This window comes from Streptomyces sp. NPDC058664 (genome assembly GCF_042716635.1).
Classification (GTDB): Bacteria; Actinomycetota; Actinomycetes; order Streptomycetales; family Streptomycetaceae; genus Streptomyces.
In genome coordinates, this window is record NZ_JBHXRW010000013.1 from 113,314 (window position 1) to 128,950 (window position 15,637).

At 73.1% G+C, this 15,637-nt stretch carries 17 protein-coding genes; 3 read left to right on the forward strand and 14 right to left on the reverse strand.

Translation table 11 applies throughout. The annotated features are described in order from the left end of the window. Positions 1-51 precede the first annotated feature (51 nt). The 3 genes from ACFWUY_RS13600 to ACFWUY_RS13610 all read right to left on the reverse strand — a co-directional run bounded on the left by ACFWUY_RS13600 (position 52) and on the right by ACFWUY_RS13610 (position 1,981). Entirely contained in the window at positions 52-531 is a 480-nt protein-coding gene (locus ACFWUY_RS13600) for a hypothetical protein (RefSeq protein ID WP_384106778.1), read from the reverse strand. Between the two features lie 199 nt (positions 532-730). Next, positions 731-1,093 carry a cytidine deaminase gene (locus ACFWUY_RS13605; protein WP_384106780.1) on the reverse strand — a complete coding sequence of 121 codons (363 nt, stop codon included), beginning with the start codon at positions 1,091-1,093 and terminating at the stop codon, positions 731-733. A 66-nt stretch (positions 1,094-1,159) separates the two neighbouring features. Then, positions 1,160-1,981 carry a helix-turn-helix transcriptional regulator gene (locus ACFWUY_RS13610; protein WP_384106874.1) on the reverse strand — a complete coding sequence of 274 codons (822 nt, stop codon included), beginning with the start codon at positions 1,979-1,981 and terminating at the stop codon, positions 1,160-1,162. Between the two features lie 168 nt (positions 1,982-2,149). Here ACFWUY_RS13610 and ACFWUY_RS13615 point away from each other — a divergent pair, with 168 nt between their 5' ends. Beyond that, the gene (locus tag ACFWUY_RS13615) at positions 2,150-3,541 is read left to right on the forward strand and encodes an MFS transporter (protein ID WP_384106783.1); all 1,392 of its coding nucleotides are present in this window, start codon (positions 2,150-2,152) and stop codon (positions 3,539-3,541) included. A 1-nt stretch (position 3,542) separates the two neighbouring features. Here ACFWUY_RS13615 and ACFWUY_RS13620 read toward each other — a convergent pair whose 3' ends face one another. From ACFWUY_RS13620 to ACFWUY_RS13640, 5 genes are all read right to left on the reverse strand, one after another. Beyond that, positions 3,543-3,896, reverse strand: a complete 354-nt coding sequence (locus ACFWUY_RS13620; protein WP_384106786.1) for an MmcQ/YjbR family DNA-binding protein — start codon at positions 3,894-3,896, stop codon at positions 3,543-3,545. After that, positions 3,893-5,197 carry a hemolysin family protein gene (locus ACFWUY_RS13625; RefSeq protein WP_384106789.1) on the reverse strand — a complete coding sequence of 435 codons (1,305 nt, stop codon included), beginning with the start codon at positions 5,195-5,197 and terminating at the stop codon, positions 3,893-3,895. The genes ACFWUY_RS13620 and ACFWUY_RS13625 overlap by 4 nt, the downstream gene beginning before the upstream one ends. A gap of 7 nt (positions 5,198-5,204) precedes the next feature. Continuing rightward, positions 5,205-5,702 carry an rRNA maturation RNase YbeY gene (ybeY, locus tag ACFWUY_RS13630; RefSeq protein ID WP_384106791.1) on the reverse strand — a complete coding sequence of 166 codons (498 nt, stop codon included), beginning with the start codon at positions 5,700-5,702 and terminating at the stop codon, positions 5,205-5,207. Positions 5,703-5,715: 13 nt separating this feature from the next. After that, the gene (locus ACFWUY_RS13635; protein WP_384106794.1) at positions 5,716-6,762 is read right to left on the reverse strand and encodes a PhoH family protein; all 1,047 of its coding nucleotides are present in this window, start codon (positions 6,760-6,762) and stop codon (positions 5,716-5,718) included. A 105-nt stretch (positions 6,763-6,867) separates the two neighbouring features. Continuing rightward, positions 6,868-7,992: a carbohydrate kinase family protein gene (locus ACFWUY_RS13640; RefSeq protein ID WP_384106796.1), complete on the reverse strand. Its 1,125-nt coding sequence runs from the start codon at positions 7,990-7,992 to the stop codon at positions 6,868-6,870. Between the two features lie 270 nt (positions 7,993-8,262). On the opposite strand from ACFWUY_RS13640, the gene ACFWUY_RS13645 reads away from it, so the two are divergent. Beyond that, a complete protein-coding gene (locus ACFWUY_RS13645) occupies positions 8,263-9,600 on the forward strand; it encodes an MFS transporter (RefSeq protein ID WP_384106799.1) in 1,338 nt (445 codons plus the stop codon). 25 nt (positions 9,601-9,625) lie between these two features. On the opposite strand, the gene ACFWUY_RS13650 is transcribed toward ACFWUY_RS13645, so the two are convergent. The 6 genes from ACFWUY_RS13650 to ACFWUY_RS13675 all read right to left on the reverse strand — a co-directional run bounded on the left by ACFWUY_RS13650 (position 9,626) and on the right by ACFWUY_RS13675 (position 15,182). Next, positions 9,626-9,985 carry an RICIN domain-containing protein gene (locus ACFWUY_RS13650; protein WP_384106801.1) on the reverse strand — a complete coding sequence of 120 codons (360 nt, stop codon included), beginning with the start codon at positions 9,983-9,985 and terminating at the stop codon, positions 9,626-9,628. Positions 9,986-10,362: 377 nt separating this feature from the next. Next, complete coding sequence (locus ACFWUY_RS13655) at positions 10,363-11,358, reverse strand: adenosine deaminase (protein WP_384106803.1); 996 nt, start codon at positions 11,356-11,358, stop codon at positions 10,363-10,365. Positions 11,359-11,360: 2 nt separating this feature from the next. Continuing rightward, entirely contained in the window at positions 11,361-12,266 is a 906-nt protein-coding gene (locus ACFWUY_RS13660; RefSeq protein WP_384106805.1) for a ribonuclease Z, read from the reverse strand. 3 nt (positions 12,267-12,269) lie between these two features. Further along, positions 12,270-12,629, reverse strand: coding sequence for a histidine triad nucleotide-binding protein (locus ACFWUY_RS13665; RefSeq protein ID WP_384106808.1), 360 nt, complete (start codon positions 12,627-12,629; stop codon positions 12,270-12,272). 124 nt (positions 12,630-12,753) lie between these two features. Next, positions 12,754-13,857, reverse strand: a complete 1,104-nt coding sequence (locus tag ACFWUY_RS13670; RefSeq protein WP_384106810.1) for a tetratricopeptide repeat protein — start codon at positions 13,855-13,857, stop codon at positions 12,754-12,756. Further along, the gene (locus tag ACFWUY_RS13675; protein WP_384106812.1) at positions 13,854-15,182 is read right to left on the reverse strand and encodes an AAA family ATPase; all 1,329 of its coding nucleotides are present in this window, start codon (positions 15,180-15,182) and stop codon (positions 13,854-13,856) included. The genes ACFWUY_RS13670 and ACFWUY_RS13675 overlap by 4 nt, the downstream gene beginning before the upstream one ends. 64 nt (positions 15,183-15,246) lie before the next feature. On the opposite strand from ACFWUY_RS13675, the gene ACFWUY_RS13680 reads away from it, so the two are divergent. Continuing rightward, on the forward strand, positions 15,247-15,624 hold the full coding sequence (locus ACFWUY_RS13680; protein WP_384106815.1) for a hypothetical protein: 378 nt from the start codon (positions 15,247-15,249) through the stop codon (positions 15,622-15,624). Positions 15,625-15,637: the final 13 nt, after the last annotated feature.

Here is a 15,637-nt window from a genome sequence, read left to right on the forward strand (position 1 = left end):
CGACGGAGACCGGTGCCGCCGAAGGCGACACCGGTCCGGGTGGTGCGGGGCTCAGCCGAAGACGAACGGACCCGGCGACTGCGAGGTCACCGCGTCACAGTTCACCGTGACCCCGAAGATCACCATCTTGAGGGCGACACCCGCGAAGTACGAGTTGAGGCTGTCGCCCGAGGCCACGGTCCCGCTCAGGGGGCCGATGACGACGGACTGTCCGGCACCGAGCGCCGGGTTCTTCTTGCCGGTGAAGACCCGGGTGCCACCGCCGGCCTTGGCCATCGTCAGCGTGGCGTTGATCTGGTCGGCGCCGACCGCGATCGGCGTCGTGACGGCCGAGGTGACCTTGATGGTCGCGGCGGTGCCGCTCTGGGTCGCGGCGAGGGTGGCGGTGCCGCCGCCCCAGCTGCCGCAGTCGTACGTCGCCGTGGCGGACCCCGGCGAGACGGCCGCGGCCGTCGGCGCGAAGGCGAGTGCGGCGGCGGCGAGGCCCCCGGCGAGGACCGCGACGGTCCCTAAGGCGCTTCTGCTTCTCATGACGAGTTCGTACCCCTTCCGATGACGAACGCAGGGGGTGCGGACACTGCGTGAACAAGGAGATCTGACGGCCCGTCGGGCGAACCGCTGTTCATTGAGACGCAGACCGTCGGGGAAGGCAAGAGAAGACGCGGTGATCCTTCACGAACGCGCAAGGGCCCGGCGCCACGGCGCCGGGCCCTCCTCTCGTGCGGGTGACTCAGCCCGCGGTGACCGCCGCGCGCAGCCGGCCGTCGGGACCGGCGAGCAGCACCGGGGTCTCCGGGCCGCCGAGGTCCCGTACCGCCGCGCGGTCCTCGTCCGTGGCGGCCTCGGCGTTCGACACGACGGCCGCCGCCTCCAGGGACTGGGCGCCGCTGGCCACCGCCATCGCGACCGCGGTCCGCAGGGCGCTCAGCTTGAGCGACTCCAGCTCCACGCTTCCCGCGACATAGGTGCGGCCGGTCTCGTCCCGCACCGCGGCCCCCTCGGGGACACCGTTGCGGGCGCGGGCGCTCCGCGCCAGGGTGATGATCTTGAGGTCCTCGGCGCCGAGGTCGCCGTGCTCGCTGCTGAGTGTCATGCCCCTGAGCATAGGTCGAGGCCCGGGCGCACCCGGATCCCGTCTCATCACACGACCCGGCCGGTCTCAGCCCGCGACCGGGTACATCGCCCCGCGCCGCCCCTCGGGAGACACCAGCCACTCCAGCTTCGCCGCCGTGTCCGCCTCCGGCAGCGGCGTGTGCATCACGATCGCCAGGTCGGGCCGGGCCGGGACCCTGAGCTGCGTCGCCTCGACGACCAGCGTGCCGACCAGCGGATGCTCCAGCTCCTTGCGGTTCTGGCCGCCCGGCAGGATGTCCCGCCGCTCCCACAGCTCCGCGAACTCCGGGCTCAGCGCCCTGGCCTCCTCGACCACCGCACGGAACCCCTCGTCGTCCGGGCACTCCGAGCAGGCCGAGCGGAACTGCGCGACGACCTTCGGCGCCAGCTCCTCCCAGTGCCCCATCCGCGAGCGGTACAGCGGATCGGTGAAGAAGGACACCAGGCAGTTCTGCGAGGTCTCCGGCCGCATCCCGAGCACGACGGCCGCCGCGTCGTTGTACAGGACCGTGTTCCAGTACACGTCCATGATGTGCGCCGGGAACGGCATCCACGCCTCGATGAGCCGCCGCAGCCCGTCGCACATGTCCCGGTCCTCGGGAGCCGCCTCCAGGGCCGGCGGGTTCAGCGCCGCGAGCACGTACAGATGGCGCCGCTCCGCCGGGCTCAGCCGCAGCACCCGCGCCACCGAGTCGAGCACCTGCGGCGAGACCGTGATGTCCCGGCCCTGCTCCAGCCACTGGTACCAGGACACCCCGACGCCCGCGAGGACCGCGACCTCCTCCCGGCGCAGGCCCGGCGTGCGGCGCCGCGCGCCACCGTCGGGGAGTCCCGCCTCGGCCGGGCTGACCCGGGCCCGACGGCTCATCAGGAACTCGCGCAGTTCGCCGAGTCGGTGCTGCTTCGCACTGGTGCTCTCGAGAGCGGTGGCCACGTGTGCTTCCTCCCCCTGGACGCCCGGTGGATGCCTGGTGGTACGACCAACAGGATAAGTTCCCGCTCCCCAGCCTTGTTCCCGTACGCCGAGGGTGGGGCCATGGCAACCCTGACCCCCGCTCCCACCGAGAGCACCGCTCCCCCGGGCCTCACCGGCCGCACCCGGCTCATCCTCTTCGTGCTGTGCGCCGCCCAGTTCATGGTCTCGCTCGACTTCTCCGTACTGAACGTGGCGCTGCCCGTCCTCGGCGCCGACCTCGGCCTCGACCGGTCCGCCCTCCAGTGGGCCGTCACCGCCTTCGCGCTGCCCTCCGGCGGCTTCCTGCTCCTCTTCGGGCGCGTCGGCGACCTCTACGGACGCAAGAAGCTGTTCCTCGCCGGACTCGCCCTCTTCGGCGCGGCCTCGCTGCTCGCCACCCTCGCCTGGAACCCGGCCGCCTTCCTCACCGCACGCGCCCTCCAGGGCATCGGCGCCGCGGCGATCGTGCCCACCGGCATGTCCCTGCTGACCACCACGTTCCCCGAAGGGCCGCTGCGCGACCGGGCGCTCGGCATCTCCGGGACCCTGCTCTCGCTCGGCTTCACCGTCGGCATGGTCCTCGGCGGCGTCATGACCGACACCTTCGGCTGGCGCTCCACGATGGGCCTGCTCGCCCTCTTCAGCGTGATCGTGCTGCCCCTGGCCCCGGGCCTGCTCCCCGAGTCCCGCACCCCCGAACGGCCCCGGCTGGACGTGCCCGGCGCGGTGACCGTCACCGGTGGTCTGCTCGCCCTGATCTACGCCCTGTCGACGGCGGCCCAACGCGGCTTCGGCGGCACGGACGTCCTGGTCACCCTGGTGGCGGGCATCGTGCTGCTCGCCGTGTTCGTACGGGTCGAGTCCCGGCACGCGGCCCCGCTGGTCTCGCTGCCGATGCTGCGGCGCGGCACGGTCGCCTTCGGCAACCTGGGCGGTCTCATCACCTTCTCGATGATGTCGACGGTCGTCTTCGTCCTGACCCTGTACCTCCAGGAGACCCTGGACCTGTCGGCCTTCGTGACCGGCCTGGTCTTCGGCGTGCAGGGCGTGGCGTCGGTCGTGGCCGGCCTGTTCGCGTCGAAGGTGATCGGCCGGATCGGCGCCCGCCGCACCCTCGTCGGCTCGCTCGTCGGGCAGGGCCTGCTCACGGCGGCGCTGCTCGGCCTGGGCGAGGAGTCGGGCGTGGTCCTGGCGACCGTCGCGGTCTCGCTGGCCTCCATGTGCCACCTCGGCGCGATCATCTCGTACGGGCTGACCGTCACGTCCGGCGTCCCGAACGAGGAGCAGGGCCTGGCGACCGGTCTGGTGACCACGACCCAGCAGGTCGGCCTCACCGTCGGCATCCCGCTGCTCGGTGTGCTCGCCACCACGGGCGGGGACCTGTACGGGGGCGTCCGCACGCTCCTCGCCGTGGACGCGGCGATCGTCCTGGGCACGGCGCTCCTGGTCGGCCTCGGACTGCGGCGCAGGTGATTCAGGGCCGGTCGAGGCGGAGCCGTACGGCCTTCGGCAGACCCGCGACCACCAGGTCGTACGAGTCCTCGACGAGCTCCCGGACCATCCGGTCCGGGAGCTCCCCGACGGTCACCGTGTTCCAGTGCCGCTTGTTCATGTGATAGCCGGGGGCGACCGCCGGGTACTCCTCGCGGAGCCGTACCGCCTCGTCCGGGTCGCACTTGAGATTGACCCGCAGCGGCTCGGAGTCGAGCCACGACAGCGCGAACAGCTTCCCGGCGACCTTGAAGACGGAGACGTCCGGACCGAAGGGGAACTCCTCCGAGGCGTCGTTGAACCCGAGGCAGAGAGCACGCAGCTGGTCAGGGGTCACTCCGGCTTCTCCTCCGGTGCCGGCGGGTTCAGCGGCTCCACGAGAACGGTGACGATCTTGTTCCGCCGGCCGGCCGGGGACTCGGCCGTCAACCGCAGCGAACGCCCGTCCGGCAGCTCCACCACCGCCTTCGCGCCCGCGATCGGCACCCGGCCCAGCGCCTTCGCGAGCAGACCGCCGACGGTCTCCACGTCCTCGTCGTCGTACTCGTCGGGGCCCAGGCCGTACAGCTCGCCGAGGTCCCCGATGTCGAGCCGGGCGGTCACCCGGTGGCGGCCCCCGCCGAGGTCCTGCACCGGCGGCAGCTCACGGTCGTACTCGTCGGTGATCTCGCCGACGATCTCCTCCAGGATGTCCTCGATGGTGACGATCCCGGCCGTACCGCCGTACTCGTCGATGACGACGGCGACGTGGTTGCGCTCCTGCTGCATCTCGCGCAGCAGATCGCCCGCGTTCTTGGTGTCGGGCACGAAGGCGGCGGCCCGCATCGCGGTCGACACCTGGTCGGCCTCGGAGTCGCGGTTGATGTGCGTCTTGCGGACCAGGTCCTTCAGATACACGATGCCGACGATGTCGTCCTCGTTCTCACCGGTGACCGGGATCCGGGAGAAACCGGAGCGCAGCGCGAGCGTGAGGGCCTGACGGATCGTCTTGTACCGCTCGATGGACACCAGATCGGTCCGCGGCACCATCACCTCCCTGACGAGCGTGTCGCCCAGCTCGAAGACGGAGTGCACCATCCGGCGCTCGTCGTCCTCGATCAGCGACTCCTGCTCGGCCAGGTCCACCATGGCCCGCAGCTCCGCCTCCGAGGCGAACGGCCCCTTCCGGAAGCCCTTGCCCGGCGTCAGCGCGTTGCCGATGAGAATGAGCAGCTGCGGGATCGGCCCCATGATCCGGGCCAGCGGCAGCAGCACGTACGCGGCGACCGTCGCCGTGTTCAGCGGATGCTGGCGGCCGATCGTGCGCGGCGAGACGCCGACGGCCACGTACGAGACGAGGACCATGACGGCGATGGCGGTGAGCAGCGCCTCCCAGGTCTCGGGAAAGGCCTCGAGACAGGCGTACGTGACGACGACACCGGCCGCCATCTCGCACGCGACGCGCACGAGCAGCGCCACGTTGAGATAGCGGGTCGGGTCGGAGGCGACCTGCGCGAGCTTCGCGGCCCCGCGCCGCCCGGACCGTACGGCCTCGGCGGCGCGGAAGCTGGAGACCCGGGCGAGACCGGCCTCGGCGCAGGCGGCGAGCCAGGCGACGACGACCAGCGCGACGGCGCCGAGGATCAGCGAGACGTCCATCGGGGGGTCAGGAGACGGTCGGCGCCGGGGACGGGCCGGTCAGGCCCTTCTCCGCGCGCCAGCCGTCGACGATCGCCGCCTGGAGGCCGAACATCTCGGCCTTCTCGTCGGGCTCCTCGTGGTCGTACCCGAGGAGGTGGAGCACCCCGTGGACGGTGAGCAGCTGGAGCTCCTCGTCCATGGAGTGCTCCGTCGGGGCGTCCTTGCCCTGCTGGGTGGCGACCTCGGGGCAGAGCACGATGTCGCCGAGGAGCCCCTGCGGGGGCTCGTCGTCGTCCTTCGCCGGCGGACGCAGCTCGTCCATCGGGAAGGACATGACGTCCGTCGGCCCCGGCAGGTCCATCCACTGGATGTGGAGCTGCTCCATCGCCTCCGTGTCCACGACGATCACCGAGAGCTCGGAGAGCGGGTGGATGCGCATGCGCGCCAGGGCGTAGCGGGCGATGTCGAGGATCGCCTGCTCGTCGACCTCGGTACCGGACTCGTTGTTGACGTCGATCGACATGGTGTTTCTGTGACTACTTCCCGTTGCGGCCGTTACGGCTGTCGTACTGCTCGTACGCGTCGACGATACGGCCGACGAGCCTGTGCCGGACGACATCCTGCGACGTGAGCGTCGAGAAGTGGACGTCCTGGACCCCGTCCAGGATGTCGCGCACCTGCCGCAGACCGCTCTTCGTCCCGTTCGGCAGGTCGACCTGGGTGACGTCACCGGTGATGACGATCTTCGAGTCGAAGCCGAGGCGGGTGAGGAACATCTTCATCTGCTCGGGGTTCGTGTTCTGCGCCTCGTCGAGGATGATGAACGCGTCGTTGAGGGTGCGGCCCCTCATGTACGCCAGGGGCGCGACCTCGATCGTGCCCGAGGCCATCAGCTTGGGGATCGAGTCCGGGTCGAGCATGTCGTGCAGGGCGTCGTACAGCGGGCGCAGGTACGGGTCGATCTTCTCGTAGAGCGTGCCGGGCAGGAAGCCGAGGCGCTCACCGGCCTCGACGGCCGGGCGGGTCAGGATGATCCGGGTGACCTGCTTGGACTGCAGGGCCTGGACCGCCTTGGCCATGGCGAGGTAGGTCTTGCCGGTGCCGGCGGGACCGATGCCGAAGACGATCGTGTGCTTGTCGATCGCGTCGACGTACCGCTTCTGGTTGAGCGTCTTGGGGCGGATCGTGCGGCCCCGGTTGGACAGGATGTTCTGCGTGAGGACCTCGGCGGGAGTCTCCTCGCCGCCCTCCGCCGTGCCGTTCTCGCTCGCCCTGAGCATGGCGATCGAGCGTTCCACTGCGTCCTCCGTCATCGGCTGACCGGTGCGGAGCACCAGCATCATCTCGTCGAACAGGCGCTGGATCAGAGCGACTTCCGCCGCGTCGCCGACCGCGCTGACCTGGTTGCCGCGGACGTGGATGTCCGCCTGCGGGAACGACCGCTCGATCACGCGGAGCAGCGCGTCACCGGAGCCGAGCAGGGTGACCATCGGGTGCTTGGCGGGCACGGCGAAATGGGCGCGGGCCTGTCCGGGCGTCCCGTCCTGGAACGCTCCGTCGTGGGCTGTGGGTGTCTGCGTCATGGGCCGGCACTATGGCCTGCACATACCTCCCGTGCAGGGGTTCTCGCTGCTCGACAACCTCTGGATCACCAAGCCTACGACTTGGCGCCGACAGTCCGAAGGGATTTACGAAGCGGCCGCGCGGAAGCCGATCGTGGGCACCGCGCGGCGCAGCGGCCAGGGGCGGGCGGGGGCGGGCAGGAGGCGTTCGAGGAAGGCGTAGCGGTCACGCAGCGTCTCGGGGTCCTGCCTGGCGTGACCCTGGACGCGCTGCCACCAGGCGGCGATCTCGCCCCAGGTGGGGGCGGAGAGGGAGCCGCCGAACTCCTGGACGGAGAGTGCGGCGGTGAGTCCGGCGAAGGCGAGCCGGTCGGCGAGGGGCCAGTCGGCGAGGGTGCCGGTGACGAATCCGGCGACGAAGACGTCACCGGCGCCGGTGGGGTCGAGGGCGGAGACCTGGATGGCGGGCACCTCGGCGGTCTCGCCGGTGCCGCCGTCGACGGCGTAGGCGCCTTCGGAACCGAGGGTGACGACGGCGTAGCGGACCTTGTCGGCGAGGGCGCGGGCGGCGGCCCGGGGGCAGTCGGTGCGGGTGTAGCGCATCGCCTCGGCGGCGTTGGGGAGGAAGGCCTCGCAGTGTTCGAGGTCGGCGAGTCCGGCCAGGTCCCAGCGGCCGGTGTCGTCCCAGCCGACGTCGGCGAAGACCTTGGCACCGCCCCGGGCGGCCTGGGCGACCCACTCCTCGGTGCGGCCGGGGGCGAGGGAGGCGACGGCCGCGCGCGCGTGGGGCGGGTAGGCGGGCAGGGCGCCGACGGCGTCGACGGGTGGGGCCTCGTGGCCGTGGGAGACCATCGTGCGCTCCCCCTCGTAGGCCATGGAGACGGTGACGGGTGAGTGCCAGCCGGGGACGGTGCGGGAGAAGGAGAGGTCGATGCCCTCGCCCTGTTCCAGGGCGTCCCAGCAGTACTCGCCGTAGTGGTCGTCGCCGAAGGCCGCGGCGAGGGAGGTGCGCAGGCCGAGGCGGGCGAGGGCGGTGGCCATGTTGGCGACGCCGCCGGGGCTCGATCCCATGCCGCGGGCCCAGGACTCGGTGCCCCGGACGGGTGCGCTGTCGAGGCCGGTGAAGATGATGTCGAGGAAGACGGTGCCGGTCAGGAAGACGTCGCAGGCGGGGTCGGTGGGCTCGCGCAGGCGCACCAGCGGGTCGACCCCGGCGTCGTGCGGTGGCTGGTCTCCCCTTGCTGTGGTCACGGCGGACTCCCCGGTCGTGGTGCGGCAGATCGGCACCGTGGTGCTGATCTGGACAGTGTGCCCGATGGGGGTGGGGAGACGGGGGTGACGCAACACGGCCTTCGCGCGTTGCCCCGCCGTACCCGTCCCAAACCGATCGTGACCCGTATCACTGGCCGAATCGGGGGATACCGGCTTCTCCGCCCGCTCGGATGCTTGATACACATGGTGCCGCGACCCCGTGGATCACCGGGCGCCGTCTCATTTCCCCGTCCAGCTCCTGGAACGCCCATGTCGTCGCGCCCGCGCGTCCCGGGGGCTCTCGTCGCCCTCGTCGCCCTCTTCACGGCCGGTTACCTCGCCCCGTACCTGCTGCCGACCGTCGTCGGCCGGCTCTCCGCGGGACTGGGCCTCACTCCCGCGGAGGCGGGTCTCGTCGGCTCCGTGCTGCTGCTCGGCTCCTCGTCCGCCGGTTTCGCGCTGGCCGCGCGCGGGGAGCGGGTCGGGCCGCGCCGGGCGGCCCGCGCGGGCCTGCTCGCGATGGCGGTCGGGTACGGCTCCGCCGCCGCGACCGGCGTGGTGCCCCTGGTGGTGGCGGGCGCCGTCCTCGGGGGTCTCGGCTCGGGTACGGCGACGGCGGTGGCCGCCGCCGGGATCGCCGGGCAGCGGGATCCGCACCGGGCCTCCACGCTCGGCCTGCTGTCCGTCTCGGCGGCGGCGGGCGCGCTCTACCTGACCCTTCCGCACCTGGCCGGCGGGCACGCTCCGCCGCTGCTCGCGATCGCCTGCGCGGCGGTCCTGGTGTGGCCGCTGACGGGCCGTCTGCCGGGTGCCGCGCGCGCGGTGCGGCGGGCGGCGGCGATTTCCGGGCCCCTCCCCCACCGGCGGGCCGGGGCCGTCCTCGCCGCCGGCATCCTGTGCTGGTCCCTGGCGCAGAACGCGCTGTGGGGGGTGAGCGGCCGCATCGGGCTCACGCAGGCGGGGCTGTCCGAGGTCACCGTCGGCGCGGTGTTCGCGGCGGCGCTCGGTGCCGGGCTCGCCGGGGTCACGGCGGCGGGGGCCCTCGGCTCCCGGCTGGGCCGGGCGGTGCCGATCGGGGCGGGGACCGTCCTCATCGCGGGATGCGTGCTGCTCAGCTCGGCCGCCGGGGGCCTGGTCTCGTTCGCGACCGGCGAGATCCTGTGGAACGCCGTCTACCCGGTCGTCCTGTCGTACCTCCTGGGTCTGGCCGCCTCGCTCGACCCGCGCGGCCGCTGGGCCGTCCTGGTCGGCTCCGCGTCCTCGCTGGGCGTGGCCTGCGGCCCGGTGGCGGGCAGCCTGCTCTCGGAAGGTGCCGGGTACACGGGCATGGGTGCGGTGCTGTGCGCCCTGCTCCTGCTGGTCGCGGTCCCGATGACGGCGGTGGCCCGGCACGCGGCCGGCCGTCCGCTGGTCCCGGGCTCGGTGCGCCGCAGGGGTGGCGCCCCGGCGGCGGTCCTCGCGGGTACGGCCTCGGCGACCCCGGCGCTCGTCCCCCAGATGGGCGCTCCCGAGCAGGAAGTCGCCCCGATCACGGTCCGGACCCCGGCGGGCCGCCGGGGGCTCGCGAGGTCGGCGTTCCGGCTGGCGAGGCCGGGCGGGCGGGGCTAGCCGGGCCTTACGGGGTACGTGCCCGTCACGGCGGGCCGAAGCGCCAGAAGCGGTCGGCGTAGGGGCCGCAGGGGAACTGGTTGACCGGCGTCGTCTGGCGGGCGCTCCCGTCGGGGACGGCCAGGCAGAGGCCGCTGTTGACGTTCATGATCCGCACGGGCGTGTCGGTCGGGGGCGGGACCTTCGCCGGGGGCTTCGGTGCGGGCTCGTCGGCGGGCGGGGCGGCGGGCGGGGCCGTCCGCGGGGTCCGGGAGGGGCCGGGGGCGGGCGGGGCCGCGGAGGTCGGCGCCGGGCGGGGCGGGGGCGTCGTCGAGGGCGGTGCCGTGGACGGCGGCGCGGAGGACGGTGCCGTGGAGGACGGCGACGGGTCCGGGGCAGCGGTCACGGCGGACGGCGCCCGGACGGTAAGACCTGCGCGGGTGGCCGCGCCGTGGCGTCCGCGCGGTGTGTCTGGGCCGGGACCGTCGCCAGGGCTCCGGCCACGGGCACCACCACGCCGACCACCCACCGGGGTGGAGGGTGGGCGGTGGCGGTGGTGGCGGTGGCGGTGGCCGGGGTGGTACCCCCCCCGTGCCGGGATCCGGCCGCGTGGCGGTGGGGTCCCCTGCGGGACCGGACGTGTCGGACACCGTGCTGCTCCCCCGAAACAACTGTCGTCGCCCCCGTATCGCCACACGGTCGCCCCGGGGACCCCGTACGTCGGAAACCCGTACGCCCGGGATCCCGCACGTCAGGAATCCCGTGCGTCGGGGCTCGTGCGGCCTACTCGTCGAACGCGTACGCCTCCACCTCGGCGAGGTACCGCGCCCTGCGGGGCTCGTCGTCCTCCAGGAAGGAGGCCTCGAAGGAGTTGCGGGCCAGCTCGCGGAGGTGCTCCGACGTCAGGCCGAGGGCGTCCCGTACGGCGTCGAAGTTGTCCCCCGCGTACCCCCCGAAGTACGCCGGGTCGTCGGAGTTCACCGTGACGAGCAGTCCCGCCGCCATCATCGAGCGCAGCGGGTGTCCGGTGAGGACGTCGACGGCGCGGAGCCGTACGTTCGACAGCGGGCAGAGGGTCAGCGGCACTCTCTCCCGGACGAGGCGGTCGACGAGGTCCGGGTCCTCCATGCAGCGCAGGCCGTGGTCGACGCGCTCCACGCCGAGGACGTCCAGGGCCTCGCGGATGTACGCGGCCGGGCCCTCCTCGCCCGCGTGGGCGACCTTGCGGAGACCGAGCGTCCCGGCGGCCTCGTAGACCTCGCGGAACTTGGCCGGCGGGTGGCCGACCTCGGCCGAGTCGAGGCCGACGCCGGTGATCCGGTCCAGGTAGGGCTTGGCGGCGTCCAGGGTGGCGAGCGCCGACTCCGCCGACTCGTCGCGCAGGAAGCACATGATGAGCCGGGTGGAGATCCCGTACCGCTCCTCGGAGCGTTCGAGGGAGGCGCTCAGGCCCTCGATCACGGTGCCGATCGGAACGCCGCGGGCGGTGTGCGCCTGCGGGTCGAAGAAGATCTCGGCGTGCCGGACGCCCTGGGCGGCGGCCCGCTCCAGATAGGCGTCGGTGAGCTCCGTGAAGTCCTCGGCGGTGCGCAGGACGGCCATCAGGCCGTAGTAGAGGTCGAGGAAGGACTGGAGGTCGCTGAAACGGTACGCCTCGCGCAGCTCGTCCGTGTCCGCGTACGGCAGGGTGACGCCGTTGCGTGCGGCGAGCGCGAAGGCCAGCTCGGGTTCGAGGGTGCCTTCGATGTGGAGGTGCAGTTCGGCCTTGGGTACGGGCATGTTCACGTTCGTTTCGGTACGGGGACCCTCATGAGGTCCTGGGCAATGCTCAGTTCGCCGTCGAACCCGGCCGCCCGCGCCTGCCGCTCGAACTCGGCCGGGTCGGAGTAGCGCTGCGAGAAGTGGGTCAGGACGAGATGCCGCACCCCCGCGTCCCGGGCCACCGCCGCGGCCTGTCCCGCCGTCAGGTGGCCGTGGTCGGTGGCGAGGCGGACGTCCTCGTCGAGGAAGGTCGACTCGATGACGAGCATGTCGGCGCCCGCGGCGAGGGCGTGTACGCCCGCGCAGAGCCGGGTGTCCATGACGAAGGCGAAGCGCTGCCCGCGCCGGATCTCGCTGACCTCGTCGAGCGTCACGCCGTTCAGGACGCCCTCGCGCTGGATCCGGCCCACGTCGGGGCCCTTGATGCCGTGCGCGGCCAGCCTCTCGGGGATGATGCGGCGCCCGTCGGGCTCGGTGAGCCGGTAGCCGTACGACTCGACGGGGTGCGAGAGCCGGTACGCGTCGAGGGTGTACGTGTCGGTGACGGCGAGCGGCCCGTCGGCGGCGACGGGCGACTCGGTCAGCTGCACGGTCTCGCGGTACGCGGTCGCGTACCGCAGACGCTCGAAGAAGCGCTGCCCGCTCGCCGGGTAGTGCGCGGTGACCGGGTGCGGGACCTGGTCGAGGTTGATCCGCTGGATCACCCCGGCCAGGCCGAGCGAGTGGTCGCCGTGGAAGTGCGTCACGCAGATCCGGTCGATGTCGTGCGCGGCGGCGCCGGCCCGCAGCATCTGGCGCTGGGTGCCCTCGCCGGGGTCGAAGAGGATGCCCTGCCCGTCCCAGCGCAGCAGATAGCCGTTGTGGTTGCGGTGGCGGGTCGGGACCTGGCTGGCGGTCCCGAGGACGACCAGTTCGCGTACGGACACGGCTTATCCGGGGGGCCAGTTGAGGCCGCGGCCGCCCAGTACGTGCGCGTGGGCGTGCCACACGGTCTGGCCGGCACCCGCGCCGGTGTTGAAGACGATCCGGTAGCCGCTGTCGTCGACCTTCTCCTGCGCGGCGATCTCTCCGGCCTCGCGCAGCACGTCGGCGGCGACGGTCGGCGCGGCGGCGGCGAGCGACGCCGCGTCCGGGTGGTGGAGGCGCGGGATCACGAGGACGTGGGTCGGCGCCTGCGGGTTGATGTCGCGGAACGCGACGGTCGTCTCCGTCTCGCGCACGATCTCCGCCGGGACCTCACCCGCCACGATCTTGCAGAACAGGCAGTCGCTCTGCGGCTCTCCGGCCATGGCCCGGGCCTCCTCGCCTCGTCGGTCGCTTCACGCGCATGGTATCCGCCGCCTCCGGCATCCCCGCGCCACAGGCCGCTCCTCGGCCGGGCGGGTCCTCCCCTGCCGCTCCCGGCGGCGTCGCTCAGTCCTTGGGGGCGCGCCGGTTCAGGGCCGAGCGGCTCACCCAGTACGTGATGATCACGGCCCAGAACAGCGGGGTCCCGAGTCCGCCGACCACGCCCGCGTCGAACGACCACAGGGCCATCGTCACCACCGAGTGGAGGCCGAGCAGCCCCACGGCCGTGGCCATCGCGATCACGGGCCGGCAGGAGCGCGCCACGAGGAACAGGGGGCGGCGCAGCCGGGGCGGCACCCGGCGGCCCATCCACAGCACCCAGCCGCCCCAGGCGCCGAGGAGGACGGCCGCGCCGATCAGGAAGGGGACGACCGCCTCCGTGCCGGTGGCTCCGGTACGGACCGGGGCGGAGCCGAGCGCGGCGGCGACGAAGCCGAGCAGGGCCACCCAGCGGGCCCCGGCGGCGGTGTTCCAGGCCATGGCCTCCAGGTTGTAACGGGCCTTGCGGTCCTGGAGGTCGAGCGCGGCGGAGGCGACGAAGCCCTCGGCGGCCTGCGTCCAGGCCCCGCGCCGGAACCAGCGGCGCCGCAGCCTCAGCAGCGACAGGTTGTTGTGGGCCTCGCTGCTCTGCGGGTTGAGCCGCAGCGTCGTCTCGTACGCCCGCTGCGCGGTGGCGTGATCGCCCCGGCGCTGGGCGGTGAGCCCCACCAGGAAGTGGGCCGCGTCCTCCTCGGGGGCGAGACCGACGGCGGCCCGCGCCGCCTCGTACGCCTCGACGGTACGCGCGGGCGTGCGCGCGTGCTCCCCGAACTGGGCGAGGGCGGTGCCGAGGGCGTAGTGGGTGCCCCAGTACTGCGGGGCGAGCCGGACGGCGTACCGGGCGGAGGTCTCGGCGTCCTGGAAGCGGCGCAGGCCCAGCAGGATCTGGACGCGCATCAGCCAGGCCATGAGCAGCTCGGGTTCGGCGGCGAGCGCCCGGTCCACGGCGTCCAGGGCGGCCGGGTGGTCCTCGGCGCGGTGGTGGCAGCGGGCGAGCAGGACGAGCGCCTCGGCGTCCTCCGGTTCGGTCGCCAGGTGCTGGGCGACGAGCTCGCCGGCCTGCGCGTACCGCCCGGTGTCGTACAGGGCCTCGGCGCGCAGGAGGGCGGTCGGGGTGGCCGGGGTGGTCACAGCTTGCGCTTCCGCTTGAGGTGGGCGAGGAGGTCGTCGTACAGGCCGCCCTCGTTGGCGAACATGGCGACGTTCCGGGCGGCGGCGAACCACGGCTCCGTGGACGGCTTGATCTGCTTGGCCGCGCCGAGCAGGTCCTTGGTGGTGATGAGGCGCACGGAGCCGCTGCGGGCGGAGTCGAGGAGCGCGGCCTCGGCGGCGCTCTCGCAGACGTGGGCGAGGTCGGCGCCGGAGAAGTCCTCGGTGGCCTTGACGAGCTTGCCGAGGTCGACGGCCTCGATGGGGCGCTCGCGCAGGTGGTAGCGGAGGATCGACTCGCGGGCGGTGGCGTCCGGCGGGAGCACGAGCAAGGTGCGGTCGAGGCGGCCGGGGCGGCGGAGCGCGATGTCCACGTCCCAGGGCACGTTGGTGGCGGCGAGGACGAAGACGCCCTCGTTGCCGGCGCCGCTCGCGATGCCGTCGAGCTCGGTGAGGAGCTGGTTGACGACGTTGCGCAGGCCGCTGTGGTGCGTGCGGGAGCGCTTGGCCCCGAGGGCGTCGAGCTCGTCGAGGAAGACGACGCAGGGGGCCTGGCGGCGGGCGGTCTCGAAGATGTCGTGGATGTTCTTCTCGGAGGCGCCGATCCACATGTCGAGGACGTCGGAGAGCGAGACGGTGAGGAAGTTCGCGCCGAGTTCGCCGGCGACGGCGCGCGCGATGAAGGTCTTGCCGCAGCCGGGCGGGCCGTAGAGGAGCAGTCCGCCGCGGAGCGACTTGCCGTACAGGCGGCGCAGTTCGGGGTTGCGCATGGGCGCGAGGAACGCGGCTTCGAGCCGGTCCTTGACCTCCTCCATGCCGCCGACGTCGGCGAGGCGTACGGCACCGGGGGCGTCGACGTCCCAGGCGGCGGCGTCCCCGGCGGCACCCTCGCCGTCGGCGGCCTGCGGGTCCTCCAGGAAACGGGGGCCGACGAGGTCACGCACCTGCTGCTCGGCGGCGTCCCAGTCGAAGCCGCGCGCGTCGCCCGCGGACGGCTCGGGTGTCACCGGCGTCTCGGGTGTCACCGGCTTTACCGACTGCTCGGCGTGCACGGGGGGCGTCGTGGGCTGCTCGGTCGCCGGGGTGGACGCGGTTGCCAGGGGCACGCCCATCGCCCGCATCATCAGCGCCCGCGCGTCCGCGTCCCCCGGCGCGTGCTGGAGGGCGACGGCCGCCTCCGTGACGGCCTCGTCGTTCCGTCCCTCGGAGAGGAGGAGTTCGGCGAAGTGAAGACGCAGGGGTACGTCACCGGGGGCGGCGGCCACGGCGGCGCGCAGACTGCGGATCAGAGGGGACTCGTCGGCCATGCGGCCACTTTATGGAGCCGCCGGGGGCCGCCGTCCACCGGGTTCGGTCCGTACACTGCGCCGCATGAGGCGGGAACGCGCACCGCGCAGGATGACGGTGGACGACACGGTGTGGCTCTGGAACGTCCGGCACCGGCACCCCGACTGCCGCACGGTGCTCTCCCTGCGCCGCACGGAACTCCCCCACGCGCAGCTCCGGCTGGTCTTCCGGACCGCCCCGGGCCGCATCGTGTCCGGCTATCCCTTCGGGCAGGGCGACGTGGCCTCGGCCGACGGCCCCGTTCTCAACCTGAACGAGCCGGGCGTCGTACGCCGCTTCCTCGGCGAAGCGGGGAACCGCGGCCTCCTCCCCACCACCCACGGCGTCCGGGAGGAGAACGCCTGGCCCCTCTACGACACCCTGACGGGGACGGAGGCACCGGACACCGCGAACCCGGCCTGATCGGCGGGCCACC